Origin of the sequence: Bradyrhizobium sp. 139, assembly GCF_023074175.1 — a bacterium.
Classification (GTDB): Bacteria; Pseudomonadota; Alphaproteobacteria; order Rhizobiales; family Xanthobacteraceae; genus Bradyrhizobium.
The window spans coordinates 20,411-45,936 of the sequence record NZ_JADPKS010000092.1 but is presented as its reverse complement, the minus strand read 5'-3'; the positions used below and the strand labels follow the sequence as shown (position 1 = coordinate 45,936).

General features: G+C 64.6%; 19 protein-coding genes. 9 read left to right on the top strand and 10 right to left on the bottom strand.

From position 1 onward, the window contains the following. Window positions 1-165: 165 nt before the first annotated feature. Both IVA80_RS21980 and IVA80_RS21975 read left to right on the top strand, forming a co-directional pair. Entirely contained in the window at window positions 166-2,244 is a 2,079-nt protein-coding gene (locus IVA80_RS21980; protein WP_247435097.1) for an AsmA family protein, read from the top strand. 229 nt (window positions 2,245-2,473) lie between these two features. Continuing rightward, a complete protein-coding gene (locus IVA80_RS21975) occupies window positions 2,474-4,921 on the top strand; it encodes an adenylate/guanylate cyclase domain-containing protein (RefSeq protein WP_247435094.1) in 2,448 nt (815 codons plus the stop codon). A gap of 190 nt (window positions 4,922-5,111) precedes the next feature. Here IVA80_RS21975 and IVA80_RS21970 read toward each other — a convergent pair whose 3' ends face one another. The 7 genes from IVA80_RS21970 to IVA80_RS21940 all read right to left on the bottom strand — a co-directional run bounded on the left by IVA80_RS21970 (window position 5,112) and on the right by IVA80_RS21940 (window position 14,652). After that, complete coding sequence (locus IVA80_RS21970; RefSeq protein WP_247435091.1) at window positions 5,112-8,525, bottom strand: DEAD/DEAH box helicase family protein; 3,414 nt, start codon at window positions 8,523-8,525, stop codon at window positions 5,112-5,114. Between the two features lie 203 nt (window positions 8,526-8,728). Next, window positions 8,729-8,929 (bottom strand): hypothetical protein, encoded by a 201-nt coding sequence (locus tag IVA80_RS21965; protein WP_247435089.1) that lies wholly within the window; start codon window positions 8,927-8,929, stop codon window positions 8,729-8,731. 4 nt (window positions 8,930-8,933) lie between these two features. Continuing rightward, a complete protein-coding gene (locus IVA80_RS21960; protein WP_247435087.1) occupies window positions 8,934-9,227 on the bottom strand; it encodes a BrnT family toxin in 294 nt (97 codons plus the stop codon). 2 nt (window positions 9,228-9,229) lie between these two features. Then, window positions 9,230-10,408: a restriction endonuclease subunit S gene (locus tag IVA80_RS38645; RefSeq protein WP_247435084.1), complete on the bottom strand. Its 1,179-nt coding sequence runs from the start codon at window positions 10,406-10,408 to the stop codon at window positions 9,230-9,232. Beyond that, window positions 10,405-11,946 carry a class I SAM-dependent DNA methyltransferase gene (locus IVA80_RS21950; RefSeq protein ID WP_247435081.1) on the bottom strand — a complete coding sequence of 514 codons (1,542 nt, stop codon included), beginning with the start codon at window positions 11,944-11,946 and terminating at the stop codon, window positions 10,405-10,407. Before IVA80_RS21950 ends, IVA80_RS38645 begins: the two co-directional genes overlap by 4 nt. 272 nt (window positions 11,947-12,218) lie before the next feature. Beyond that, window positions 12,219-13,487 (bottom strand): Spy/CpxP family protein refolding chaperone, encoded by a 1,269-nt coding sequence (locus IVA80_RS21945; protein ID WP_247435145.1) that lies wholly within the window; start codon window positions 13,485-13,487, stop codon window positions 12,219-12,221. Between the two features lie 142 nt (window positions 13,488-13,629). Next, window positions 13,630-14,652 carry a LysM peptidoglycan-binding domain-containing protein gene (locus IVA80_RS21940; protein ID WP_247435077.1) on the bottom strand — a complete coding sequence of 341 codons (1,023 nt, stop codon included), beginning with the start codon at window positions 14,650-14,652 and terminating at the stop codon, window positions 13,630-13,632. Between the two features lie 171 nt (window positions 14,653-14,823). Here IVA80_RS21940 and IVA80_RS21935 point away from each other — a divergent pair, with 171 nt between their 5' ends. Then, window positions 14,824-17,487: an EAL domain-containing protein gene (locus IVA80_RS21935; RefSeq protein ID WP_247435074.1), complete on the top strand. Its 2,664-nt coding sequence runs from the start codon at window positions 14,824-14,826 to the stop codon at window positions 17,485-17,487. Between the two features lie 234 nt (window positions 17,488-17,721). Further along, window positions 17,722-18,081 (top strand): hypothetical protein, encoded by a 360-nt coding sequence (locus tag IVA80_RS21930; RefSeq protein ID WP_247435071.1) that lies wholly within the window; start codon window positions 17,722-17,724, stop codon window positions 18,079-18,081. Window positions 18,082-18,109: 28 nt separating this feature from the next. On the opposite strand, the gene IVA80_RS38385 is transcribed toward IVA80_RS21930, so the two are convergent. Further along, window positions 18,110-18,232, bottom strand: coding sequence for a hypothetical protein (locus IVA80_RS38385; RefSeq protein WP_256467498.1), 123 nt, complete (start codon window positions 18,230-18,232; stop codon window positions 18,110-18,112). 111 nt (window positions 18,233-18,343) lie between these two features. Then, window positions 18,344-18,520, bottom strand: coding sequence for a hypothetical protein (locus IVA80_RS21925; RefSeq protein ID WP_247435068.1), 177 nt, complete (start codon window positions 18,518-18,520; stop codon window positions 18,344-18,346). Window positions 18,521-18,665: 145 nt separating this feature from the next. Here IVA80_RS21925 and IVA80_RS21920 point away from each other — a divergent pair, with 145 nt between their 5' ends. From IVA80_RS21920 to IVA80_RS21910, 3 genes are all read left to right on the top strand, one after another. Next, the gene (locus tag IVA80_RS21920) at window positions 18,666-18,803 is read left to right on the top strand and encodes a hypothetical protein (RefSeq protein ID WP_247435065.1); all 138 of its coding nucleotides are present in this window, start codon (window positions 18,666-18,668) and stop codon (window positions 18,801-18,803) included. A 97-nt stretch (window positions 18,804-18,900) separates the two neighbouring features. Beyond that, window positions 18,901-20,058, top strand: coding sequence for a beta-propeller fold lactonase family protein (locus tag IVA80_RS21915; protein ID WP_247435062.1), 1,158 nt, complete (start codon window positions 18,901-18,903; stop codon window positions 20,056-20,058). A 354-nt stretch (window positions 20,059-20,412) separates the two neighbouring features. After that, window positions 20,413-21,300, top strand: coding sequence for an HlyD family efflux transporter periplasmic adaptor subunit (locus IVA80_RS21910; RefSeq protein WP_247435058.1), 888 nt, complete (start codon window positions 20,413-20,415; stop codon window positions 21,298-21,300). A 123-nt stretch (window positions 21,301-21,423) separates the two neighbouring features. On the opposite strand, the gene IVA80_RS21905 is transcribed toward IVA80_RS21910, so the two are convergent. Then, entirely contained in the window at window positions 21,424-22,272 is an 849-nt protein-coding gene (locus tag IVA80_RS21905; RefSeq protein WP_247435055.1) for a caspase family protein, read from the bottom strand. 419 nt (window positions 22,273-22,691) lie between these two features. On the opposite strand from IVA80_RS21905, the gene IVA80_RS21900 reads away from it, so the two are divergent. Together IVA80_RS21900 and IVA80_RS21895 are read left to right on the top strand one after the other, a co-directional pair. Beyond that, entirely contained in the window at window positions 22,692-24,422 is a 1,731-nt protein-coding gene (locus tag IVA80_RS21900) for a hypothetical protein (protein WP_247435052.1), read from the top strand. Window positions 24,423-24,697: 275 nt separating this feature from the next. After that, window positions 24,698-25,423 carry a thermonuclease family protein gene (locus IVA80_RS21895; RefSeq protein ID WP_247435049.1) on the top strand — a complete coding sequence of 242 codons (726 nt, stop codon included), beginning with the start codon at window positions 24,698-24,700 and terminating at the stop codon, window positions 25,421-25,423. Window positions 25,424-25,526: the final 103 nt, after the last annotated feature.

The following is a 25,526-nucleotide window of genomic DNA, read 5'->3' as shown; positions in this document are numbered from 1 at the left end:
CCGGAGAAGTGTGTCATAAGTCACATAACTTTGCATCACACTCCGTTTATTTTTACGCGCTTGGAGCCGCTTCCCGTCCGGGGATAAGCTCAGGTGCGAAGGACGGGTGCAAAATTCGGGACTCCGCCGGATTCGGCGCCAATTGCGCGTCGTTGGAAAGTCGACATGAGAGCAGTGAAATTCGCCGGCGCGGCGGTAGCCGCCGTCATCATCGTGATCGGACTTCTCCTCGTGGTCGGCATCCCCTCGGGATTCCTGACCACGACGATTGCCTCGCGGGTCGAGAACGCGACCGGCTATCGCCTGTCGATCGACGGCACCACGAAAATCAGCCTGTGGCCGACGCTGAATGTCACCTTGAACGATCTCGCGCTTGCCGACCCCAAGGACCGCAGCGGCATCACGCGCCTGACGGTCGACAGCGTGCAGGCCGACATGTCGCTCTCGAGCGTATGGTCAGGCCGTCCGAAGATCAGCGAACTTGTCCTCACCCATCCCGTGCTCCACCAGCCGCTGCTGCGTGAGCGCCTGCCGAACGCCGGTGCCGCGCCGAAGCCGCTGTCGCTCGACACCGATGGCGCGAGCATCGACCGCATCAAGATCATCGACGGTGAAGTCGCCTTCGCGCGCGTGCGCGATCGTGTCGAGGGCCGCATCAGCGCCGTCAACGCCGACGTGATCGTTGGCCGCGACCGCAAGATCGACATCACCGGCACCGCGCGGATCGGCGAGCACCCGACCAAGTTCGACATCAAGGCGACGACGCCGGCGCCGCCAGCCGACCGGCCGACCATTCCGGTAGAATTCGCCATCGACATGCCCGATGTGCTGAAGTCTCAGCTCACCGGTCATGCCGAGATGCGGCTGAGCGGCGATGTCGTAATGATCAACGGCGTGAACGGCAGGCTCGGCGACGGCGCCTTCAACGGCTGGGCCTCGGTCGATATTGCGAGCAAGCCTCTGGTCAAGGTCGACCTCGACTTTCAGCGGCTCGCGTTTCCGCTGGCGAAATCGCCGGAGGGTGCGGCGGGACAGCCCTGGAGCAATGCACCGATCGACGTGTCCGGGCTCAACTATGTCGATGCACAAATCAGGATCTCCGCGAACGAGGCCGTGATCGGCGATGCGCGGCTCGCGCCGCTGGCGCTCGATGCGAAACTCGCCGGCGGGGTGCTGAAGGCCGGCACCGCCAATCTCGGCGCCTATGGCGGCCAGGTCTCGGGCGAGGTGATCCTGGATGCGACCAGCGGCGCGCCGAGCTTTGCCATGCATTCCGATCTCACCGGCGTGCGCGCGCTGCCGCTGCTCCAGGGCCTTGCCGAGTTCGACCGGATCAACGGCAAGCTGCAAGCCAAGCTCGCGCTGCGCAGCGCCGGCACCAGCCAGCGCGGGCTGATGGCGAACATGCAGGGCACGGCCTTCGTCAATTTTCAGGACGGCGCCATCCGCGGCATCAATATCGCGCAGATGATCCGCTCGCTGACGGCGGGCGCGCTGACCGGCTGGCAGGAAAACCAGAATCCCGGCCAGGAAGAACAGAGCACGGATTTGTCGCAGCTCTCGGCGTCCTTCCGGATCGACAAGGGCCAGGCGGTGACGACCGACCTCAACCTGCTCGGGCCGCTGGTGCGCGTGACCGGCGCCGGCACCATCGCGCTCGACACCAAGATGATGGGTTTTCGCGTCGAGCCGAAGCTCGTGATGACGACCGAAGGCCAGGGCCGCGCGTCGGAGCCGGTCGGCTTCGGCATTCCCGTGATGATCCAGGGCAGCTGGTCGCAGCCGCGGATCTACCCTGACATGGCCGGCATGCTGGACAATCCGGACGCCGCCTATGCCAAGCTGCGCGAGATGGGCAAGGGCCTGTTCGGCCCTGATGGCGCCGGGCTCGGCAATATCCTGGGCAGCTTTGGATTGGGCGGTGCCACCGCGCCGGGTGGCGGCAATGCGACCGGTAATGCCAATCCGCAAGCCCAGCATCCGGGCCAAAACAATCTGCTCGGCGGCCCGCTGGGCGAGGCGATCGGCAATTTGCTCCAGCAGGGGCTTTCCAGCGGTGCGGGAAATGACGCTGGCACTGGGACTGGTGGTACTGGCGCCGGCCGGAGCCGCAGCCTGCCGGCAACACCGTCCACTCCGGCACCACAGGCCTCTCCCGCGCCCCCGGCCCAGGACGACCCGCCAGTGGCGCAGCAGGACAGCCAGCCGATGAACGATGTGCTGCGGCAGCTCTTTAATCGATGATGGGCAGACCAACGCGCTGGACTCCACGCCAACCCCTTGCATCGTCCGCCGCTTCCTCCGAACGGATGAGGCTGCGACAATTCACCAGCCTTTCGCCCCAGCCTGGCCGCTCCAGCGGGTAACCACGCCGGCCAGTCCAGCGGTCCACTGGCCCAAATCGTGGTAGAAAGCTCGGAAGGGCCTGTACGGCCCGTAGCGCCGGCGTCGGCCGCGGCGCGAGAGGATCCGGATGGCAGGGGCGAAAGACAAGACACGGTTTCTGCGCGAGGGCCTGTTCGCCAAATACGTCGTCTCTCTGGTCGGCCTCGTCGTTTTCGTGCTTGCCGTCAATGGCGCGATGGAGACCTGGATCTCCTACCGCGCCACCAGGATTTCGCTCACCGACGGGCTCGAGGACAAGGCGCAAGCCGCGGCCCGGCGGATCGAGCAGTCGGTCTCCGAGCTCGAGCGCCAGATCAGCTGGGTGACGCGCGCGAGCCAGGACACGCTCGAGAAGCGCCGCGCCGACTACGCCCAGCTGCTGCATCAGGTCTCGGTCGTCAATCAGCTATTCCAGCTCAACGGCGAGGGCCGTGAGGTGCTGCGCGTCTCGCGCCAGTCGACCACGACCGGCGGTAACGCCGATCTCTCCCGCGACATGCGCTTCACCGACGCGGTTGCCCGCGGCGTCAGCTTTGCGCCGGCCTGGTTCACCGACCGGACGCCGTTCATGTCGATCTCGGTCGCGCATTCCGGTTTCAATGCCGGCGTCACGGTGGCCGAGATCGATCTCAGCTTCCTCTCCGATTTCCTGTCCGACGCCCAGGTCGGCAAGGCCGCGTTCGCCTATGTGGTCGATCCGCGCGGCCGCGTGCTGGCGACGTCGTCGAAAGGGCCCGATATCGGCAAGGATTTATCGAAGCTGCCGCAAGTCGCGGCCGCGGTCGCACCCGGCCGCGAGCCCGACACCTCGGGCACCGACTTCAACGGCCATTCGGTGATGAGCGCCGCGAGCACCGTGCCGAAGCTCGGCTGGAGCGTGATGTTCGAGCAGCCAACCACACAGGCGTTGATGCCGATCCGCGACCAACTCGTGCGCATCGCGCTTCTGATCGGCATGGGCCTGATGGTCGCGATCCTCGCCGGCACGCTGCTCGCCCGCCGCATGATCATCCCGATCACGGCGCTACGCGACGGGGCGCACAAGCTCGGCGAGGGCGATTTCAGCCACCGCATCAACGTGCACACCTCCGACGAGCTGGAAGACCTCGCCGGCCAGTTCAACCGCATGGCCGGCCAGATCCAGGAAACCTATTCGGACCTGGAGACCAAGGTCGAGGAACGCACCCGCGATCTCGCGCAGTCGATCAACGAGCTCAAGGTGCTGGAAGAGGTCGGCCGCGCGGTTGCCGCCTCGCTCGATCTCGACGCCGTGCTGCCGACGATCGCGGCGCGCGCGATCGAGATCACCCAGGCCGATGCGGTGCTGATCTACGGCTATGACGCCGAGGCGCGCCGCTTCAACCTGGTCGAGGCCAACGGCATCCACAAATCGGCCGAGGGCGCGCATGTCACGATTGGCGAAGGCGAGAACATCCTGAGCGATGCTGCGGCGAGCGGCGAGCCGATCGCACTTGCCCATCTCGACCACGCCGCCGAACAGCCGCTGCGGGACGTCGCGCTCGAAGCCGGCTTCCACTCCGTGCTGGTGGTGCCGCTGGTCGACCAGCAGGGTACGCTCGGCTCGCTGGTGGTGCTGCGCCGCGCCGGCGGCGAGTTCGCCGGCAGCATCATCGGCCTGATGCGCACTTTTGCAAACCAGGCGGTGCTGGCGATGCGCAACGCGCGGCTGTTCACCGAGGTCGACCACAAAGGCCGCGAGCTCGCCGCTGCGCACGAGACCGTGCAGCAGCAGGCGGCAAAGCTCCAGGAGCAGACCGAGCAGCTGCGTAACTGGAATCGCTCGCTGGAAGAGCGCGTCGAGAAGCAGCTGGGGGAGATCGGCCGCATCAAGCGGCTCGAGCGTTTCCTCGCGCCGCAGGTCGCCCAGCTGATCGCCTCGTCCGATGGCCACGACGCGCTGCTCGACAGCCACCGCCGCGAGGTTACGGTCGTGTTCTGCGATTTGCGCGGCTTCACCTCATTCACCGAGGCGACCGAGCCGGAAGAGGCGATGAACGTGCTGCGTGAGTATCACGCCGCGCTCGGCGAGCTGATCCACCGCTATGAGGGCACGCTCGACCGTTTTGCCGGCGACGGCGTGATGATCCTGTTCAACGCGCCGATACAATTCGCCGACCACACCAAGCGCGCGGTGAAGATGGCGGTCGAGATGCGCGATGAGATCGGCAAGCTGACCGAGAAGTGGAAGAACCGCGGCCACTCGCTCGGCTTCGGCGTCGGCGTCGCCATGGGCTACGCCACGCTCGGCCAGATCGGCTTCGAACAGCGGCTGGAATATGCCGCAATCGGCAGCGTCACCAATCTCTCCTCCCGCCTCTGCGACGAAGCCAAGGCCGGCCAGGTCGTGGTCAGCCGCCGCGTCTACGGCATGGTCGAGCCCTGGGTCGAAGCGCGGCCGCTCGACGATCTCGTGCTCAAGGGCTTCAATCACCCGGTGCTGGCGATGGAGATCTTGTCGTGGCGCGAGGAGGTGGAGAACGTGATCGATGCAGCGGCGGCAAGGCGAAGAGGGTAGCCAAAATAAAAAGTCGAAAAACAACCCCATGCACAGTAGGCGGGGGCTGCAAGATCAAGGGCTTACGTGGGTGACGACGTGGTTTGACACGTCGGGCAAAACACTGGCACGATGGTATGATCGGGCGATTGCGCCGAACTCATCCCATCATACTCTGGCGTGTAGAGCCTATCGGGCGAACTCGTTGCCCTTAAGCCACCGCACTGTCATTGATTTCACGTATCGTGCTGACGAGGCGGACCACCTTGGCCTCGTCGAACAAGTGCTCGGGTCCTGTTGGTGCGATCCCGGTGAAGGGCGGCTCGTACAGCAACGACGGGTCCATCATGCCTTGATCGGTCAAATGCTCGATCACCATGTTGATGAACTCGATTTGAGCCGCGGTCGCGGTGCCCGCGGCGATGAACCCGCCGAATGCCTCGCTGACGGAAGCGCGATCGAGCCCGACGAGCGAGCGCACAAACCGTCCAAAGCCATGGCTCGTCTCGCGCGCTTGCTCGATGTCGCCGGCTGCACCAACACCTGCATCGAGTAGCATCTTCTCCAGCTCGGTCAAATCAGACGGCGTCAGAGGTTTGCCCTGCCGCAGCTTGTGCAGGACAATATTGTCCTGGTGCGCCCGCAAGAAATGTCGCGCCTTGGTTTTGAAGCGGGCGAAGTCAGCCTCGCCCACTTGCGGCAATTGCAGCTCAACGCCTTCACCGATCTCATCTGCGAAGTTCGAATAGACCAGCGCCTTCTTGCCCTTCTCGATGTGCTGCACGAGGTCACGGAGGCGCAAACGTACCAGTTCGAAGAACGGCACGGTGACGCCCTCCCACCACTGGTCCGTCTGAATGTCTTCGATCAGCTCGGCATGCTGCGCGATCGCTGGAATGGCGGTCTGCTCCTCCAGAGCGGATGCGATTTCGAGAAGCTGCTTGCGCAGCGTATCGAAGCGCTTTGATCCCTTGAGCAGCGCCAGCTCGAGCTGGAACAGCAGGAGGTCAAATCGCTTGGCGTCCTCGGTGCCCAGCATGTGGCTCGAGGGAAGCGGTGCGACATGGTCGACCAGTTCTTTGCGCTTTTCGTCGTCGATTGCTCCCCATGCCTTCGGCCCGCGGAACTTCTCGACGGAACGGCGATGCTGACGCACGATGAAATTGTCTTCATTCATTCCGCCCACGATGTCTTGCAGCGTCTTGGCGGCGGACGCACGAATGTCCGGCTCGCTCGGCGGCGCGTCGTCGCCGGACTCGTACGGGACCTGTTCGCCTGCAGCGAAGCCGCCCGCCTTGGCGTACTTCTCGTCCAACGCCCGCACCAGATCGACCCGTCCGGCGAAAAGGCGCTCGGAAAGCGAGCGGGCCGCGCTCGCCTCCTTCAATTCGGGATTGGCACCGAAGAACTCGATGTTCTGGCAATAATCGAAGACCCGGAAGAACTCCTTGTCCTGTTCGGGGCCAAACAGATCGGGACACAGCCGCGTGCCGCGGCCGATCATCTGCCAAAACTTCGTCTTCGACCGCACCGGCTTGAAGAAGACGAGATTGACGACTTCAGGCACGTCGATGCCGGTATCGAGCATGTCGACGGAGATCGCGATATGCGGGGCCTTGGTCTTGATCGAAAAGTCGTCGATCAGACTCTGGGTGTAGGCGCCGGTCTGATGCGTGATGACGCGGGCGAAATGGCCGGCCAGTGCTGGATATGCGGTATTGAAGCGCCCCTCGATGAATTTCGCGTGCGCCTCGTTCTTGGCAAAGACGATGGTCTTGCCGAGCCGGTCACCGCCTTCGATCTTCAAGCCGTTCTGCATGAGGTGAGCGATGACGAGATCGACCGTCTCCTCGTTGAAGAGACGCTTGTTGACCTCGGCGGCTTCGATGGTGTCGGGAACGTCGTCCTCGCCCCATTCCAGCAGGTCCCACTGGTCTTTTTCCTCGGGGGTGAGATCGTCATAGCGGACGCCGGAGCGAACGATCTTCAATGGCACGGAGATCGTCTTGGGCGGCACGAGATGCCCCTCAGCCACCGCCTCCTCCAGCGAATAGGCGTCGGTCGGCACACCGTCTTCGAGATCGAACAGAGAATAGGTGTTGCGGTCGATCTCGTCCTTTGGCGTCGCCGTAAGGCCGACCAGGAAGGAGTCAAAATACTCGAAGATGGCCCGGTAGCGCTGGTAGACCGAGCGATGGGCTTCGTCGATGACGATGAGGTCGAAATGGCCCGGACCGAACTTGGCCTTGCCCTCCTGCTTGCCGTCGATCAGGCCCATCATGGTCGGATAGGTCGAGATGAAAACCCGGCCCTCGCTGGTCCGTCCGGTCACGAGATTGACTGGGGCCGAGTCAGGCAAATGTGCCTTGAACGCACCGGCCGCCTGATTGACCAGCGCGACCCGGTCGGCGAGGAACAGCACGCGCTTGACCCAGCCGGCGCGCATCAGGAGATCGACCAACGCGATCACGGTGCGCGTCTTGCCGGAGCCGGTGGCCATGACGAGAAGCGCCTTGCGCTCCCCGTCCTCCTCGAAATGTTTGGCGATGGAGCGGATGGCACGGTGCTGATACGGCCGCTCGACGATCCTGCGGTCGATCGCCTCCGCGCCAAGTGATCTGCGGCTGCTCCGGCGCTGGATCAGAAGCTCCAGTTCGTCGCGCTTGTAGAAGCCGCCGATCTGGCGCGGCGGATAGCTGCTGTCGTCCCAGATCCAGTGCTCGTAGCCATTGGAGTAAAAGATCACCGGCCGCTGGCCGTAACGTGCTTCCAGACAGTCGGCATAAAGTTTGGCCTGCTGCTGGCCCGCGCCGGCGTCTTTGCGGGTCCGCTTGGCCTCGACCAGGCCGACCGGCTTGCCGTCCGCGCCCCAGAGCACGCAGTCGACAAAGCCGACGCCCTCATTGTTCGGCATGCCCTCGACCCGAAACTCGGTCTCGTCGGGCTTGTCGAGCGCCCAGCCGGCCTCGCGCAGCAGGAGGTCGATATAGCGATCCCGCGTCTCGGCCTCGTTGTAGTCGTGGCTATCAGGCTTCGCCTCCGCAGCCTTGCGCACCGCGGCGACCTCGGCACGGATTGTCTTCAGCTCTTCATCGAGGTTCTGCTTGTCGAGAAGCAGCTTCGTCAGCTCGCCATTTTTTGCATCGAGCTCGGCCTGCTGCGTCTTGAGCTGGACGAACGCCTTCTTCAGCACCTCGTCGCGGCGCGAGAGCACCGACGGATCGAAGGCGAGGCTATCCGCCGGCTTGGCCTTGGCGTAGGTGCGCGCAAACCAGAAGCAGACGTGGAACAGCTCCTTCACCGCGCCCGCGGCATCGCCGGAGCTGATGCGGCGCTCTTCATGCACGGCGCGGTTGCGGAGCGTGTTGATGTACTTCGCCTTGGCGAACACCGCTTCGCCCGTTGCGCGGCGAAAGCTCGGCTCATGCAGGAGTGCGGCGATATTATCCTGATAGGGCAGCTTGAGGCTGGGGTCGGATCGGAACGCCCATTTCACGGCCACCTCGACCGTCTTGCCGGCGAAGAACGCCGCCGCAGTCGGCGACACCACCGCCTGGCGCTCGGCTTCCACGGCAGCCTCATGCACGGCGGGAAACTCAGCGGCGAGGAAGGTGAAATTGGACATCAGCCGGCTCAGGCGGCTTCCGCCGCCGGCCTGGCCTCAACGACCTGATCAAGACCCTTGGACAATCCAGCTCCCCCTGCACCTGCCTGTCCGCCCGGCAGGCTTCAATGGCGAGAGGCATCGTCCCATCTGGACGACCGGGATGCAACCCCAGCGCGACGGTCAGCCACGCACGCGCGCCCCGACATCAGTGGGCGAGGGTGTTACTTGTCCGCGTCGATCCGCTCGATATCCTCCTTGAGGAGGGTGTTCACGAGGTCATTCAACGAGGTTCCCTGGGTGACGGCCAGCTCCGACAGATAGGCCAGAACCTCGGGCTCCAGATAGACCGGCGGCACGAAACTCGCGCCTTTCCGGAAGAACTTGCCGCGCTCGGCGGCGGAGAAGTCGTATTCGTCCTTCATCGGGTCACCCATTTTCGTAGGACTTGATCTCGCGGCGGGTCGGGTTGCGCGCCGAAATAATGCGGACCAACGCCCGGTCCGCGGACAGCTCGACATAGGTATGCACGACCAGCAGCAGGTTACCGGCCAAGCTTCGACCCATGGTAACCCATCGCTCCTCCCCTGCGCCAGACTCTTTGTCGAGCAGCGACAGGGCCAGCGGATCGCCAAAAACGCCCATTGCCTCCTCGAAAGCGACCCCATGCTTGCGCCGATTGCTCTCCGCCTTCGTCGGGTCCCAATCGAACTCGAACTGCATGATCAGAGATGCCCGGAGAAAGCGCGGTGCTGAAGGGAGGAGAACAACAGCTCGAACTCACTCGATGCCTTGCGCAATCGAGATCGAATATCCTCTAGCGCTGATATCGTTTGGGCGAATACGACCTGGACGGCGAGGGGCGGCAGTGGGAACGACAACGACTTTATGATGCCCATGTTCAGACCGGGCATGACTGCCCCCTTCGCCTGAACCCCGAGTTGCTTGAGTACCACAGGATGCTGGAGAAAGACCGCCTTGAGAAACTCCGGTAGGCACTTGTCCCTATCCAGGGTGATGCAGCAAAGATGCTTTGTATTGATCGCAGTTGGAACGTTCGCTGGCACCACCGCACAGCGCCCACAAGTACCCATAATCGTTATGATGACATCGCCCGGCAGAACAGTATAGCGCTTGAGCTTGGCGTACTTTTTCTCGGAAATGAACCTACGTTGAGTCCAACGAAACTCATTTTCGACAGCATTGTCGATTCCCAAAACTGCTATGCCATTATCCACGAATTCGGAATGAAGAAGCTGGCTTCCAAACGGCCCTGTCCGTAGATTAAGCGCCACCTCCGCAACTGTGGTGCTTGGCCAGCTTCCCTCGTCACCTTCAACGAAAGCTTTTCGAAACAAGCCGGTCGTTAGTTCGTCGACTAGTTCAAGCATGCTCTTACGCTTGCGGCGCAGCGCATCCGTCTTGTCCAAGATCGCGGCGATCCGCCGCTGCTCGTCGAGCGAAGGAAGTGCCAGCTTGGTTTCTCGGACAATCGCCTGCGAAATGTTGGGTTGAGCCCCTCCCGCAGCGCGCGCAAGGAAGTGGCTCATCTTTGATTGTAGGCCATGAAATACGTATCGCGGATCGGCTAGCTTCGGATCTGGCCTGACATTGCAGACAGCTTGATTTGTCGCAGCATCAATTCCTAGAAACGCCATCCGACCGACTGTCGCACCATACATGGCCAGCAATATCGAACCTCTCGGCACTAACTTGGCGCTACTTTCTTTGAGTCCCAGTTCCGTGATTCTTTCTTCAGTGTCCTGTATGATATCTTCACGCAACTCGCCGGATTTTACCCACGGAATCGAACCGCCATAATATTGCTGCTTGCTGCGGTCGGGAGTTCCCCCACTACCCGTCTCACAGAACTCTTCAATCGCGAACTGAGGATGCGCGATCACAGTAACGCCTCCAACTCCGCTAACCCGTCTGCGATCTCTTTTTCCAGCGCTTTCAGCTCCGCTATGATCTCTTTCGGCGACCGATGCTCGGCTGTCTCATGCATAACCTCCCTATACCGGTTGATTGAGAGATCGTAGCCCGCCGTTACGATCTCAACCTTGGGCACGCAAAAGCTCTGTGCGGTGCGCGGGCGTTCGCGCTCCTCACCGCCACGCTGCTTCCAACGCGCGGCGACATCAGGAAGATTGTTCTTCGTGTATTCCTTAGCATCGAGCTTTGCCTGGGGACCAATCTTGTCTGCCGGCAATAGCGCATTGCGCTTATCATCCAGCGAAAAGCCGTCGGCCTGGCAATCATAAAACCAGACTTGTTCGGTACCGCCAGAATTTGTCTTGGTGAACAGCACGATCGCGGTGGAAACGCCGGCATAGGGCCGGAATACGCCTGGCGGCAGTTTTACGATGCCATCCAGCCTGTGCTCCTCCACCAGCATTTTCCGGATCGCCTTGTGCGCGGTGGACGAACCGAACAGTACGCCGTCCGGAACGATGACCGCCGCGCGGCCGCCGGGCTTCAACAGCTTGAGGAACAGCGCCATGAACAGGAGCTCGGTCTTCTTCGTCTTGACCAGCGCCAGCAGGTCCTTCGCCGTCGTCTCATAGTCGAGCGAGCCTGCAAACGGCGGATTGGCGAGTACGAGGGAGTAACGATCTTCGTCGCCGGCATGCTCCTGCGACAGCGAGTCCTTATACCGGATGTCCGGGTCCTCGACGCCGTGCAGCGTCATGTTCATCGAGCCGATGCGCAGCATCGTGCTGTCAAAATCGAAGCCGTGGAACATTTCCTCATTGAAATGATCGCGAATCTTCTTGTCGTGAAACAGCTTTGGATGGTTGTCGCGGAGATATTCGCCAACCGCGACGAGAAAGCCGCAGGTGCCGCAGGCGGGATCGCAGATCACGTCCTTCGGCGTCGGCGCGGTCATCTCGACCATCAATGAGATGATATGGCGGGGCGTGCGGAACTGGCCGTTCTGCCCGGCGCTCGCGATCTTGCCGAGCATGTATTCGTAGAGGTCGCCCTTGGTGTCGCGGTCCTCCATCGGGATATCGGCGAGGAGATCGACGACCTTGGCGAGCAGAGCCGGCGTCGGAATGGTGAAGCGTGCGCCCTTCATGTGAGTGGCGTGCGCGGTGCCCTCTTCGGCCATGTTGCGCAGGAACGGGAAGACGTGCTCGGAGACGATGGCAAACATCGTCGCCGGGTCCTTGTTCTTCAACCGCGACCAGCGCATCTCCTCATAGGCGACGCCGCCGCCCTTGCCGATGCCGTCCTTCCCCTTGGGGAAGATGCGCCGCTCCATCGGCCGGTTCATACGCGTGGCCTTGCGCTCTTCGAGAGTATGCATGTCGTCGAGACCGCGAATGAAGAGGAGATAGGTGATCTGCTCGATCACCTCGATCGGATTGGCGATGCCGCCGGCCCAGAAAGCGTTCCAGACGTTGTCGATCTTGGAACGTAGTTCACCCGTGAGCATTCCCTGCCTCGATTTGCGCTTGCCGGAGGTTGCAGTAGCAAATGAGGCCGGGGAAGCGAAGTGCGGCTTTGGCGTGATGGCAGGGTGCTGTGGAGGACTCGTCCAGGGCGCTAAAGCCTCACGGCGTCGTGGCCGGGCTTGTCCCGGCCATCCACGGCACGCAGAACGTGGATGCCCGGGACAAGCCCGGGCACGACGACTTCCTGTGAATGCTCATGTGCGATTGACCGGCGCACGCTGGGGATCGAGAAGGACTGCCGCTGGCTCGTTACTCACGCCCCCCGCTTCGGCCCGATCGCCTCGAACCCCGCCTTTTGCTCGTCGCTCAGATCCGCCTCGAAATCGTCGAGCGCGTCGCCGACGCCTTTTACGGCTTGCAGCATCGTCTCCAGCCGCGCCTTCACAGCGGCAAGGCGGGCGCCCGGTGTCGCTTCGGGCTGCGTTGGGCAGGCGCTCAGCGTCTCCATGGTGCGCAGGGTGGTGTCCTGGAGCACCTCGAGGCGGGCGCGGGCGACCTCGTCGAGGCGGAGGCTGGAGGCGATCTCGGCGGCGGGCCATTGCTGCTGCACGAGCTGCTCATATTGGCGCTGCGCCTGCACATCATAACGGGGATCGATGCCGGCATCGCAGGCGCTTGCTGCCCGCGCGTCCTTGCGCTGGCCGGCTGCGAGCGCGGCGCGGCGCTCCCTGGCCAGCGCGTCGAGCTTTGTCTTCTGGCCGTCGTCGAGGAGATCGACGAACTTTGCGAGCGGCGGCGCGATCGTGTCCGTCGCCTTGATCATGGCCTCGAGTCTGGTCTGCATCAAAGCGATGCGCTCCGATGCGTTCGCCGGCGCCTGCGCCGGGCAGGCTGTGCGAATGGTGTCGCGCGCAGCCAGCCAGGCGGCCGCGAGCTCGTCGAGCGCTGCGCGCTGCGATTCGTTCGGCTGCACGGCGGCGGCGATGCGGTCGGCCGGCAAGCCGCCGGTGTCGCTGGCATCGCAGACGGCTTCCAGGGTCGGGACTTTTCGTCCGCGCCTGACTTGCGGTGAGGCGTAGGCGGCGAGTTCGCTCGCCGCATAAGGCGCGAAGATCGCGGCATAGATGTCGCCGTAGCCATAAAGAGAGAGGCTGGTCGTATCGCCGAAGATGATTGCGGTGGTGAGATCGTCATGCGCGAACGGCCAGAACACCGGGCCGACCCAGCCGTAGCTGCCATCGGGATGGCGCCACCAGCCCTGCGGGCTGCGGCCACCGTGCCAGCCCGACAGCGCAGCCTGCGCCGTGAGCGCCGCGCGCAGGATGGTGGGATTGGGCGGCTGGCCGCGCTCCGCTCCCCGCGGGTCCTGGGACCTCAACGCGGCGGAGCGGTATCGGCCGCCGCGTACCGCCATGCGCGCGTGGCGCAGGCGCGTCATGCCGATCATGTGGCCGACCGCGAAGCGTGCAACGCCGAGCGGACCGCCGCGTATCCCGAACTGCGCCTCGGCTTTATTCGGCAGCAGCACTGCCGCAATCATGAGAGTCGCGCCCGCCAGCGCCAGTCCCATGCGTCCGGACATGAAAGCGGACCTGACCACCTCGGCCTCCTCCCAGCGCCAAGCGCGCACCGCGTCGCATCATCATGACGCGCAGGGGAACCGAATGTTCCGGGGACACAGCGGGCAAAGCGTCGCAACTCGCACCGGCGTTGCCGATGCGATCTCACTCCGCCTTCTGCGGCAGCACGACCGTCTGGCCGGGATAGATCAAATTGGGATTGTGGATCTTGCCGCGGTTGGCGTTGAAGATCACGGCGTAGCGGGCGCCGTTACCGTAAGCGAGGCGGCTGAGCGCCCACAGGCTGTCGCCGCGGGAGATCACCCGGTTGCCGCCCGCTTCCGCCGGTGCAGCGTTGAAGACATCCGCAGGCGAGGCCGACGCGACCGTCGTGGCCGCAGGCGCGGCCGGCGCTCGCGCCATGCCCTTCGGCTTGGGTGCGCCCATCAGTCGGGGCCGAGGCCGGTCGGGCACTGAGGCAAGGCGCGGCGACGGCAGGGACGCCACGACATCCGACCTGTCGTCCGGCTTTTCGGCCTGTTTCGCGGCGGGGAGCGGACGCGCAGGCGGCGGCGCGGCTTCGGCGATGGTCACGGGCATGCTGCGGCCCGACTGTGTGACGGTGCCGTCAGGCGATTTCGCCCGCAGGGTCAATTCATAGGAACCGGCGGGCAGCTGCGGCGGCGTCATCACGAACTGGCCCGCCGCATCGGCGATGACCGAATGAAGCGGCTTGCCGTCGCGCAGCAGCTCGACCGTCGCGCCCGGCGCGGCCTGGCCCGCGATCACCGCCGCCTCGCCGTGATCGTCGACGCGCGCGACGTCGAACCGCGGGCCGGCATCGGTCGCGGCCGGCGGCGGCTTGACCGGCGCGAGATCGGCGAGCGCGGCCGTGGCCCGCGTCTGCGTCTCGGCCAGCGCATCCACCTTCGGCGTGGGGGCCGGGGACGCCGATGGCGCAGGCGGCGCAGCGGCAATCTTCGGTTCTTCCGGCTTCAGCTCCGGCCTGGTGTCGGCTTTGGCGTCGGCTTTGGCTTCGGGCTTGGCCTCCGGCCTGGCGGCAACGGCGATCTCGGTCTGCGCGCCGCCCGGCAGCAGGCGGCGCAGTTCGGTGGGACCGATCACCAGCACGGTGCCCCCTACAGCGAGCAGACAGACTGCAATGAAGGCCTTGGAAGCGGTGATCATCAGAAAATGCATCCTTTGGCCGCAAATCAGCCGAGGACGGCAAACTGCGCCGATTTGGCTGCGGCAGCAAGACGGCCGATGGGATGATCGCCCCGTTCATATTTCCCTAACCCTCACTGGTAACGGGGTCTTGTCGGTTTTGCTGCATCTTGCATCCCACGGGAGGGCTGGATGGGCATATCAATCCGATGGACCGCGCGCATGCGCGCGTTGCTTCGCCGTTGGCGCGGGGCGCCGCTGACGTGGCTGATCGTCGGCGGCTTCGTGCTGATGGCTGCAACGGCCATCGGCACGGCGCTCACCGTCGATCGTTTCCGGCAAAATGCAATCGAAAGCGGCCGCGACAGCCTGGAAAACTCCGTGCGCATGCTCGCCCGGCATTTCGACCGCGAGTTCGAGGATTTTGCGGTGCTCCAGAAGAGCGTCATCGCCGCGCTCGAAAGCCACGGCATCGAATCCGCCGATGTCTTCCGCAGCGAGATGGCCACGCTGGCCGTGCACGAGGTGCTGCGCGCCAAAGCCAGCGGCTGGTCCGACGTCGCCGGCGCCAACGTGTTCGATGCCAGCGGCGTGCTGATCAACTCGTCGCGGCGCTGGCCGGTCGCCGATATTTCGGTCGCCGACCGCGGCTATTTCAATCGCCTCAAGAACGATCCGGCCGCGCAGGAAGAGGTCGAGGTCGTGCCCGGCCGGTTCGGCAGCGGACCGGCGATCGTGTTCGCACGGCGCGTGTCCGGCCCGCATGGTGAATTCCTTGGGCTGGTGTCCCGGGCCATTGCGCCGGAGCAGCTTGAATCCTTCTTTGCCTCAAGCGGGCTCGGCGAGGAATCCTCGATCGCGATGCACCACCAGAACGGCCAGCTGCTCGCGCGCGTTCCGCATGTCGACGCGATGATCGGGCAGAATTACCGCAAGGGCCCGCCCGAGCAGATGGCGGTGTTCGAGCGCACCTTCGTCACGACGCAGCTTGCAAGCCCGATGGACGGCAAGGACCGCATCGTCGCCTCGCGGATGCTGACCGGCGAGCCGCTGGTGGTGGTCGCGACCAAGTCGCTGGACGCGGCGCTCGCCACCTGGCGCACGCAGACCAAATTCTTCGTCACCGTCGCCGTGCTGTCGATCGCCCTGCTCGTGCTCACGCTGTTCCTGATCTTCCGCCAGGTGACACGCCGCCTCTCGGTGGAGAAGCAGCGGCTCGACACCGCGATGAACACGATGACGCAGGGCCTGCTGATGTTCGACCAGGACGAGCGGCTGATCGTCTGCAACCGGCGCTACATCGAGATGTACCGGCTGTCGACCGACGTCGTGAAGCCGGGCGTCCATTTCCGCGACGTGATTGCGCACCGCCACGACACCGGCTCGTTCCACGGCGAGGTCGATTCCTATTGCGACGATATCTTAAGCAATGTCGGGCGAACCCAGAGCGCCATCGTGGAGACCGCCGACGGCCGCCTGATCGAGATCAAGAACCAGCCCGGCGCCGCCGGAGGCTGGCTCGCCACCCATGACGACGTCACCGAGCGTATCCGCGCCGACGAGCGCATCGCGCATATGGCGCATTACGACGCGCTGACCGATCTGCCCAACCGTGTGCTGATGCGTGGCCATCTGGAGCGCCGCATCGCGGAGCTCAGCCAGGGCAAGCCGTTCGCGATTCTCTATATCGACGTCGACGAGTTCAAGGGCGTCAACGACTCGCTCGGCCATGAGGTCGGCGACGAGCTGCTGCGCCAGGTCGCGAACCGCCTGCGCGCCTGTGTCAGTGGCAACGATCTCGTCGCGCGGCTCGGTGGCGACGAATTCGCCATCGTCAAGGCCGGCACCAGCGATCCGGCCGAGCTGACCGCGCTGGCGGAGCAGATTCTGCAGACGCTGCGCACGCCGGTGGACTGCAAGGGCCAGGAGATCCCGACCGACGCCAGCATCGGCATCGCGATTGCGCCCGACCACGGCGACAATCTCGACGATCTGCTCAAGCGCGCAGATCTTGCGATGTATGCCGCGAAATCCGAGGGCCGCCGCACCTTCCGCCTCTTCGTGCCCGAATACGACGCCAGGGCCGGGCAGCGCCGGCAGCTCGAGCTCGATTTGCGCCAGGCGCTGGCCCGCGGCGAGTTCGAGGTGCACTATCAGCCGCTGGTCGATCTCGCGGCCAATGTGGTGACCGGCTGCGAGGCGCTGCTGCGCTGGCGCCATCCCGGGCGCGGCATGATCTCGCCTGTCGATTTCATTCCGGTTGCGGAAGAGACCGGCCTGATCGGCGAGATCGGCGAATGGGTGCTGAAGCAGGCCTGCCTTGAAGCCGCGAGCTGGCCCGGCGAGATTCACATCGCGGTCAACGTCTCGCCGGTGCAGTTCCGCTCGAAGACACTGGCGCTCAAGGTCGCCGCGGCGCTTGCGGAATCAGGCCTCGCCCCGGGGCGGCTCGAACTCGAGATCACCGAGACCGTGCTGATCCGTGACGACACGGAAGCGCTGACGATTCTCCAGCAGCTCCGCGAGCTCGGGGTGCGCATCGCGCTCGATGATTTCGGCACCGGCTATTCGTCGCTGAGTTACCTGCACCGCTTCCCCTTCGACAAGATCAAGATCGACCGCAGCTTCATCAGCGACATCGGCCAGTCCGAGGATTCGTCCCCGATCGTCCAGGCCGTGGTGCACATGGCCGCCGCCCGCCGCATGATGACGACGGCGGAAGGCGTCGAGACCGAAGCCCAGCGCGAGGTGCTGCGCCAGCTCGGATGCAGCCAGATGCAGGGCTGGTTGTTCAGCCCGGCCGTGCCGGCGGCGAAATTGAAGCAATTGCTGTCGGCCCAGGCGGTGGCAGCCTAGCTGCGCACCGCTCACGGGCGCTCGGGCTCGCGCCCTGGCTTCCACGGTGTCGATTGCGATCCCGACCGAATTTATTTGGCCTGGGAAAATAGGATCAAACGCCGGGCCTTGCGGTTATCGCGCTGCTGAGACGGCCGGAACTCCGGCCGGCCGACGTCAGCCAACATGCGTCACGCGCACCGCAGATCGCTTGCGTCTGCGGCGTTGCGCGCGTGCGAGATCGAGCGAGGCAACATGACGATCGCGGCTTTCAGGATGATTCCTCTCATAGCGGTCGCAGCCGTGATTGGCATGTCCGCGGATGCCCGCGACGACGGTCGCTACGCAAACTCTCCTCTCAAGGGCTGGTTCGAGAGCCTGCGCAGCAAGGGCGGCGGCCCCTGCTGCGCCGACGCTGACGGTACGACGCTCGACGACGTCGACTGGGACACGAGGAACGGACATTACCGCGTCAGGCTCCAGGGCGCCTGGATCGAGGTGCCCGATGATACCGTGATCACCGAGCCGAACCGGGTCGGCCGCACCATCGTCTGGCCCTATTACGTCGGTGGCCGCGCCTCGATCCGCTGCTTCATGCCGGGCAGCATGACGTAAGCCGGGCATGGTCCGGAGAGCTGAAAGTTTACATCAACCGTTTGGCGGCGCGCACTTCGGCGAACTCGGAATCGGGGTGGCTGATGATGGTGGCGACCATGATGCCGCTGATGATCAGCGACCAGGCGGTGTCCCAGTATATCCAAAACATTTTCCAGCCTTCGCTTCAAAGTCCTCCACCCGCGGGACCAAGGTAGCGGCAAGACGAGGCTGCCGTTCCCGGCGCGATTGCGGCACGGCGATGTGCGGGCGTGGCGCGGCGCTATTTTCTGTTGGTCGGCGGCGAACCGCGGTCGGTTTGACCGGTGTGGCGCTTTGCCACGACGTCCTCGTCGCGCGGACCCTCGCGCGGACGCGGCGGCGGCTTGGGCTGACCTTTCTGACCGCCATGCTTGCCGCCCATGTCGGGCTTGCCTTCGAGGTCGTTTTCACGGGGCATGCCGGCTCAATGCGCCGGCGCGGCATTGGTTCGCAATGGCACCGGCTGTTTCCGCCTGTGAGCGAGTTCATAGAATCGTCGCCGTTTGCGGTGCACGATCGTTGGTGCGCCCCGGTGCCTTCATCTGACGGACGGATTTGGCCTGATGCGGAAACGGCTCGTCGCCTGGACCATTTTGACCTGCGCGCTGCTTGCGGTCGCCATGTGGGGCCTGCTCGGGCCGCCCAACTATGCGTCCGGCCCGCATCTGCCCTCCCGCAGCCTGACGGCCGCAGTGCGGTAGCCGTCCCACGCGACCGATACAATTTCGGCATCGATCGATCCCAACTGGAATTTGGCTGCAAAACGACAACGCCGTACCGGCCCAAGGAGGAGCGCCCATGTTGAGACCGAGACATCGCATCGCAGCTGGATTGCCGCGGGTGGCAATCGCCGTCATCGCTTTCCTTCTCCCTTTCCTGCTCCCTTTCCTGCTCTCTTTCCTGGCCCTCGTTTCTGGAGTCCGCCCCGGCATGGCCGAGACCTTCGCCTATGTCGGCAACGCCGACAGCAACGACATCAGCGTGTTCAAGATGGCCGAGAGCGGCGCGATGATGCCGGTGCAGACCGCCGCCTTCACCGGCGTCGACAAGCCCGGCGCATCGACGCCGCTTGCGATCACGCCCGACCACCGCGTCCTGATTGCCGGCGTGCGCTCGCAGCCATTCCTCGCGGTCAGCTTTGCGATCGATCCCCAGACGGGCCAGCTCAGCCATATCGGCAACGGCCCGCTCGCCGACAGCATGGCCAATATCGCCATCGACCGCGGCGGCAAATTCCTGTTCAGCGCCTCCTATAGCGGCAACAAGGTCGCGCTCAATCCGCTGCTCGCCAACGGTGTGGCCGGCGAGCCGAAGCAGGTGATCCCGACCGGCCTGAACGCGCACGCCTTCCTGCCCTCGCCCGACAACCGGTTCGTGTTCGCGACCAATCTCGGCTCCGACCAGGTCCTGAGCTTTGCGTTCGACGCCAATGCGGGCTCACTGACACCCAGCGATCCGCCGGCGATCAAGGTGCCGGAAAAATCAGGGCCGCGGCACTTCGTGTTTCATCCCAGCGGCAAGTTCGTCTATCTCATCCACGAGCTGAACGGCGACGTCGCGGCGTTCGCCTATGAGGCCAAGAGCGGTGCCTGGACCGAGATCCAGCGCACCACTGCCCTGCCCGAAGGGTTCTCGGGAAAACCCTGGGCCGCCGACATCCACATCACCCCGGACGGCCGCTTCCTCTATGCGTCCGAGCGCACCACCAATACGCTCGCCGGCTACAAGGTCGACGCAACAATCGGCAAGCTGACCGCGATCGGCGGCGTGCCGACCGAGAAGCAGCCGCGCGGCTTCCACATCGATCCCTCCGGCCGCTACCTCGCCGCGGTCGGTGAGCTCTCCGACAGCATGACGGTCTATGCGATCGACCAGAGCAGCGGCGCATTGGCCAAGCTGAAATCCTATCCCACCGGCAAGAAGCCGAACTGGGTGGAGTTTTTGAGCCTGCCGTGAGGGGTATTGCGGAAGAAAGCGTGGCGGATAACTCGCGCGTAGCCATCCTTCGAGACGCCCGCCTACGGCGGGCCCTCAGGATGAGGTCGCGTTTCGCGGCGAGATATCAGACCCCATGGTGAGGAGCCCGCCAAAGCGGGCGTCTCGAACCATGCAGGTCAAACTCATACGGCAGCCTTCAGCTATCATACGCGAGAGCAAGGGCAGCGAACCTCTTTGCTGGTGCGGCGACCAATTCAACAGGCGGCGTCGCGCCGCCTGCGCTGCCGCGACATTCTCATCCGACCGGCCCATGGTCCGCCGCGGTGGCTTCTGCTAACGATGAGGCCGTCAAGGCCCTAACCGGAATGACCGATGCGTTCATTGCCTGCGCGTTCCTTTTCCAGACATCTCTTTGCGCTCACCGGACTGCTTCTGCTGTCCGCCCAGCCTACGCTCGCCGCCGAGGACGATGCGCCCAAGGGGCCGGCGGTCACGGTGCTGAAGGTGGCAAAATCCTGCTTCTCCGACATCGTCGAGGCCACCGGCACGATCATCGCGCGCGAGGAGACGTCGGTGCGGCCCGAGCGTCCCGGCCTCAAGGTCACGGAAGTGCTGGCGGAAGCGGGCGAGACCACCACGGCCGGCCAGGTGCTGGCGCGGCTGGCGCTGCCTGAAGGCGGCACGCTTCAGGTCACCGCCCCCGTGGCGGGCGTGATCGCGACGTCGACCGCGCAGATCGGCAACCTCGCCTCGGCCAAGGGCGAGGCGCTGTTCACCATCGTGGCGCGCAGCGAATATGATCTCGTCGGCCTGGTCGCGACCAGCGACATCAGGAAGCTCGCTGTCAACCAGCAGGCGACGGTGCGCATTGCCGGCGCCGGGGATCTCGACGGCAAGGTGCGCCGCATCGGACCGACCGTCGAGCCGAACATCCAGCAGGGCATGGTCTATATCGGCATCTCCTCGCAGAAGCGGCTGCTGCTGAACGCGAGCGGACGCGCGCTGATCAAGACCGGGCAGAGCTGCAACGTCGCGGTGCCCCTGACCTCGGTGCAGTATTCCTCCGCCGGCACCGTGGTGCAGGTGATCCGCCGCAACCGCGTCGAGACCAAGCGCGTCGAGCTCGGGCTGATGTCGGGCGGCAATATCGAGGTCCGCGACGGCCTCAACGAAGGCGACATCGTCGTCACCCGCGCCGGCGCGCTCCTGCGCGAAGGCGATCCGGTGCGCCCGGTGATGGCTACGGAAGCTGCGAAGTAGGGAACGATTTCGTAGGGTGGGTTAGTTAGCCGAAGGCGTAACCCACCTCTTTGCTTTCCACGCTGACGAGAGAGAAGTGGTGGATTACGCTTCGCTAATCCACCCTACTATCTGAGCGAAAAACTAGCCGCCGGCTTCGCCGAAATGGACGTCTTCGAGCAGCGAGGAGGAGATGGTCGGGACCTGGTCGCCTTCGGAGGCACGGGAGATGGCGACGCGGGTCTTGTTGAAGACGCCTTCGGCGCTGCCCTGCGCATTGAGGTTGTTGAGGAACTCGGCGACCAGCACGCTGTGCTCGCCCTTGCCGTCATCGGCGACCTTGCCGGGCGACGCGGAGGAGAGAATCAGTGCATTGTCGGGCGCGCTGATCGGCGCAAGACCATGGCTGTAGGAGCGGAAGCGGCGCTCGTAAGGGTTACGGCGGGAGGCGTCGACGACGACGAGCTTGGCCTTGGCGCCCTGCTCCTTCATCATGTCGAGCACGCCGTCGATGGAGACGCCCTGGCGGCGGACATCGTTTTCCTTCCAGATCACGGCATCGACCGGCAGCATGTAGCTCTCGCGGCCGGCCTGCACGCCGTAGCCGCCGAAGAACAGCATGACGACGGTGTCGCGCTTGATCCGGGACCTCAGGCGATTGACGGCGCGGACCATGTCGTCCTTGGTCGCGTCTTCAACCATGTCGACATCAAAACCGTTCTTGCGCAGCGACGAGGACAGTGCGCGGGCGTCGTTGATCGACTGCGTCAGCGGCGCGCTGGCGTCGGGATAATGTCCATTGCCGATGACGAGGGCGAGGCGGGAGGTCTGGCCGATCGAGCCCGTCACCTGATCGGTCGAGACGGCCTTGGCGGCATCGATCGCGCGCATGTTGAGGGCGGCATGGGCGCCGATCACGAGCGACACCGTGCCGATGAGGGCCGCAGCGACCGCAATCGTGCGTCGCGAGAGGTCGAGCTGCCTTACATTCATCTCGGTTCGTTCCTGTGCCAAAGACCAGCCAAGCGCGCGCACACTGTTTGAGTAGCGCGATAGCGTCTTCAGGTTTGAGGGATTGGCCGGGGATGTGCCCCCGAATTGCGCGCAATTTGCGGCGCCGCACCAAACAAAGCCTTAACCGCATATAGTCTCCCCGGCAATAGATCGCCAGGAATTTGATCTAAGCCTCTGAATACATTGCTTAATCCAACGGACCGAACATCTGCATTTTTCGCTTCCCCGTGGTCTTCCGGAGCCTGATCCCGCAGCCCTCATGCCGGCTTTTTCCGTGACCGCCATCACATTTGTATTTCCTGCGAATCCGGGTAGCTTTTTCAAAGACTTGCAGGGGGTGGCGCGCAGATGGGAGCGTGCCGGCCGGCCCTGGCCAAGGCCCCGCGACCAGGTATTTCATGAGCTTTCATTATTTCGCCGGCGCCACCTGCCGGGCGCTGATGGCGCGCAAAGACGGCCCCTCGCTTTACGACGTCTGCGATCCCGTATTGTCAGGCCCGGCCAGCGGCGATCCGCATCTGGCCAAGTTCTACAAGACCGCGCTCGGCAATCCCGCGCTGCGGGTGCTGCTCCGCCGCGCTGGGTTGCCCGAACTGCGCGACGAGGCCAAGCTGACCCGGCTGCGCGACGCGCTGGTGCGCGCCCGCGACGAGGCCGAGCCCGACTGGGCGGCGGTCGGCCAGCCCGTCGCCGATCTCGTCGACAGCATCGCACTCGACCATCCCAGGCCGCCGCCGGCGTTGTTCGTCGGCGCGCCGCCGCAGCAATCGCAGATCGACGGCGTGATCCGCGACTGCGCGCAGCATCTGCTCGGCTCGTACCGCAAGAACGGTTTCCTGCCGACCTATGCCGCCTTCAACCTGATCGGCGACCCTGATTTCCGCGGGCGCGAACTGACAATGGCGCTCACGGGGCTGAACGCGCGCGGCTACAAGAATTCCTCGCTGCTGTTCAACCTCGCCCGCGTCTTCATCGCCCGCTCGCAGGCAGCCGCCGTCGTCAATCCGCCCTGGACCGGCATTGCCGAACCGATGTGGGAGCCGGTGCAGATCCGACACCGCTCGGCCTATTACGACGCGTTCTTCATCGAAGCGCTGCTGAGCTATGTCGAGACCGGGCTCGCCTCGCCGGCCGACAAGATGGCGGCCGAGCGTGCGGTCGCCGACATGGTCGACTTCTGCATCAACATCAGCCGCGAGGAGGTCGAGGGCAGCGACGGCGCGCGGTTCAATGTCATCACCGCGCTCGCGCCGGCGCCGCATCCGCGCTTTTCCCGCTACTTCGCCCAGATCAAGCAGGACCTCGGCTTCGGAATCTACGTGCCCGACTGCGACACCACGGCCTGCTCGATCTCCGCGGCGACGCAGGCCGGCTGCACCGATCCCATCATCGATCAGCCGCTGCTGGATTTCTACGCCGGCTACCAGGTGCGCGCCGGAGTCAACGCGCCGCGCGTGACCGTTCCGCTCAACGACAATATCGACTACGAGGGCGGAGTTGCGACCTGGATCGACAATCTCAAAGGCGAGCGGCCCTATGGCAACGATCTCGATCCGACGCTCAATCTCGACATTCTCGAGGTCAGCTTTCGCAATCTGGCGCGCTGGAAGATATTGGAGACGCCGGCGCGGCTCGCCACCGTGCGTCGCATCATCGGCTTCCAGAAGCGGCTCGCCGCCAGCGGCGCCTTCGCCAATCCGCGCTCCCACATCTATTATTTGCCGGAGCTCTACAGCGCCTATTTCGGCCGCTGCTATGCCGCCTTCCTGGCGCTGCCGCTGGCGGCGCAGGCCGCGATCGATCCCGACGGCGATTTCGATTTCATCCGCCACCGCGTGCTGTCCTACGTCAAGGGCGAGCTGATGGCCGCGGAGATGAACGTGTTCGACGCGGCGCTGGCGCTGATCGCGCTCGGCCATCTCGGCGCCGACCCGCGCGCCTTCGCGCCGGCGCTGAACGTGATCGTCGCGAGCCTCGGCGAAGGCGGCCGCCGCGGCCCGTTCCGCGCCTATGAATGGAACAAGATGAAGACGCCGACCCGGATTCTGGTGGGCGGGCCCGAGGTGACCTCGGCGTTTGTCTTGATGGGGCTGGCGGTGGCGAGACGGGCGATGGCCGGGCGAGGGTGAGGTGGTCTCGTGCCCCGGACGCAGCGCAGCGCCTCTTCGGCGGTACGCTGCAGAGCCGGGCCCATTTCGCCAAAAGCTCGCCCGCGATTTTGTGGGTCCCGGCTCTGCGGAGCGGCGTTGCACGCCGCACCGCGTCCGGGACACGAGAGCGGAGAAGGCCCCGGCGCAATGACGGGAAGTTGAAAGCCCATCCGTTAGGCATAAGCTGGCCGGGCGGACAAAAGCCGACCACAATTGCGCGGCTTATCGAGATTGTCCTGAACACGCGGACCGGCATGTTGCGAAAATTCCTGATTGCGCTGTCTTTGCTCGCTCTTCCGTCACTGGCTGAGGCTGCCGACATCACCGGCACGGCAAAAGTCCGCGCCGGCGATTCCGTCGTGATCGGCAACACGCGGATCCGGCTCGGCGGCATCGACGCGCCTGCGGTCGACCAGCTCTGCCTCAACACCAAAAGCGAGCGCTGGACCTGCGGCATTGCGGCCCGCGACGAGCTCGCCAAATACGCCGACGGCAAGAGCTGGGTCTGCCACACCCGCGCGATCGACCGGCGCGGCCGCACCGTGGCGCGCTGCGAGGTCGGCGGCGAGGACATCCAGAAATGGCTGGTGCGTAGCGGCTGGGCGCTGGCCTATCTTCGCATGTCCCACGACTATGACGCCGATGAGGCTGCCGCGCGTGAGGCCAAGGCCGGGATGTGGCAGGGCGCCTTCATCGCGCCTTGGGACTGGCGCGTGCGCAACAAGAAGACGACGATATTGGGCGCCACCAGGCCGCCCGATGGCGCGCATTCGGTGCTGCTCGCCTCGGCCTCGGGCCCCGTCGCGCCCTCGCCCGACTGCACCATCAAGGGCAACGTCAACAGCGCCGGCGAGTGCATCTACCACCAGCCGAACAGCCGCTGGTACACCCAGATCAAGATGAAGATCAGCAAGGGCACCCGCTGGTTCTGCTCGGTCGAGGACGCCGAAGCCGCCGGATGCCGCGAGACGAAGCGATAGAGCATGGTCCGGACCCGAAGGGCCGCGTTGGCGCAAAGTGTGAAGCAGTTTTCCGACAACACCATGCTCAGAACAAAAGACCACTCCAGACCTGCGTTTTCGG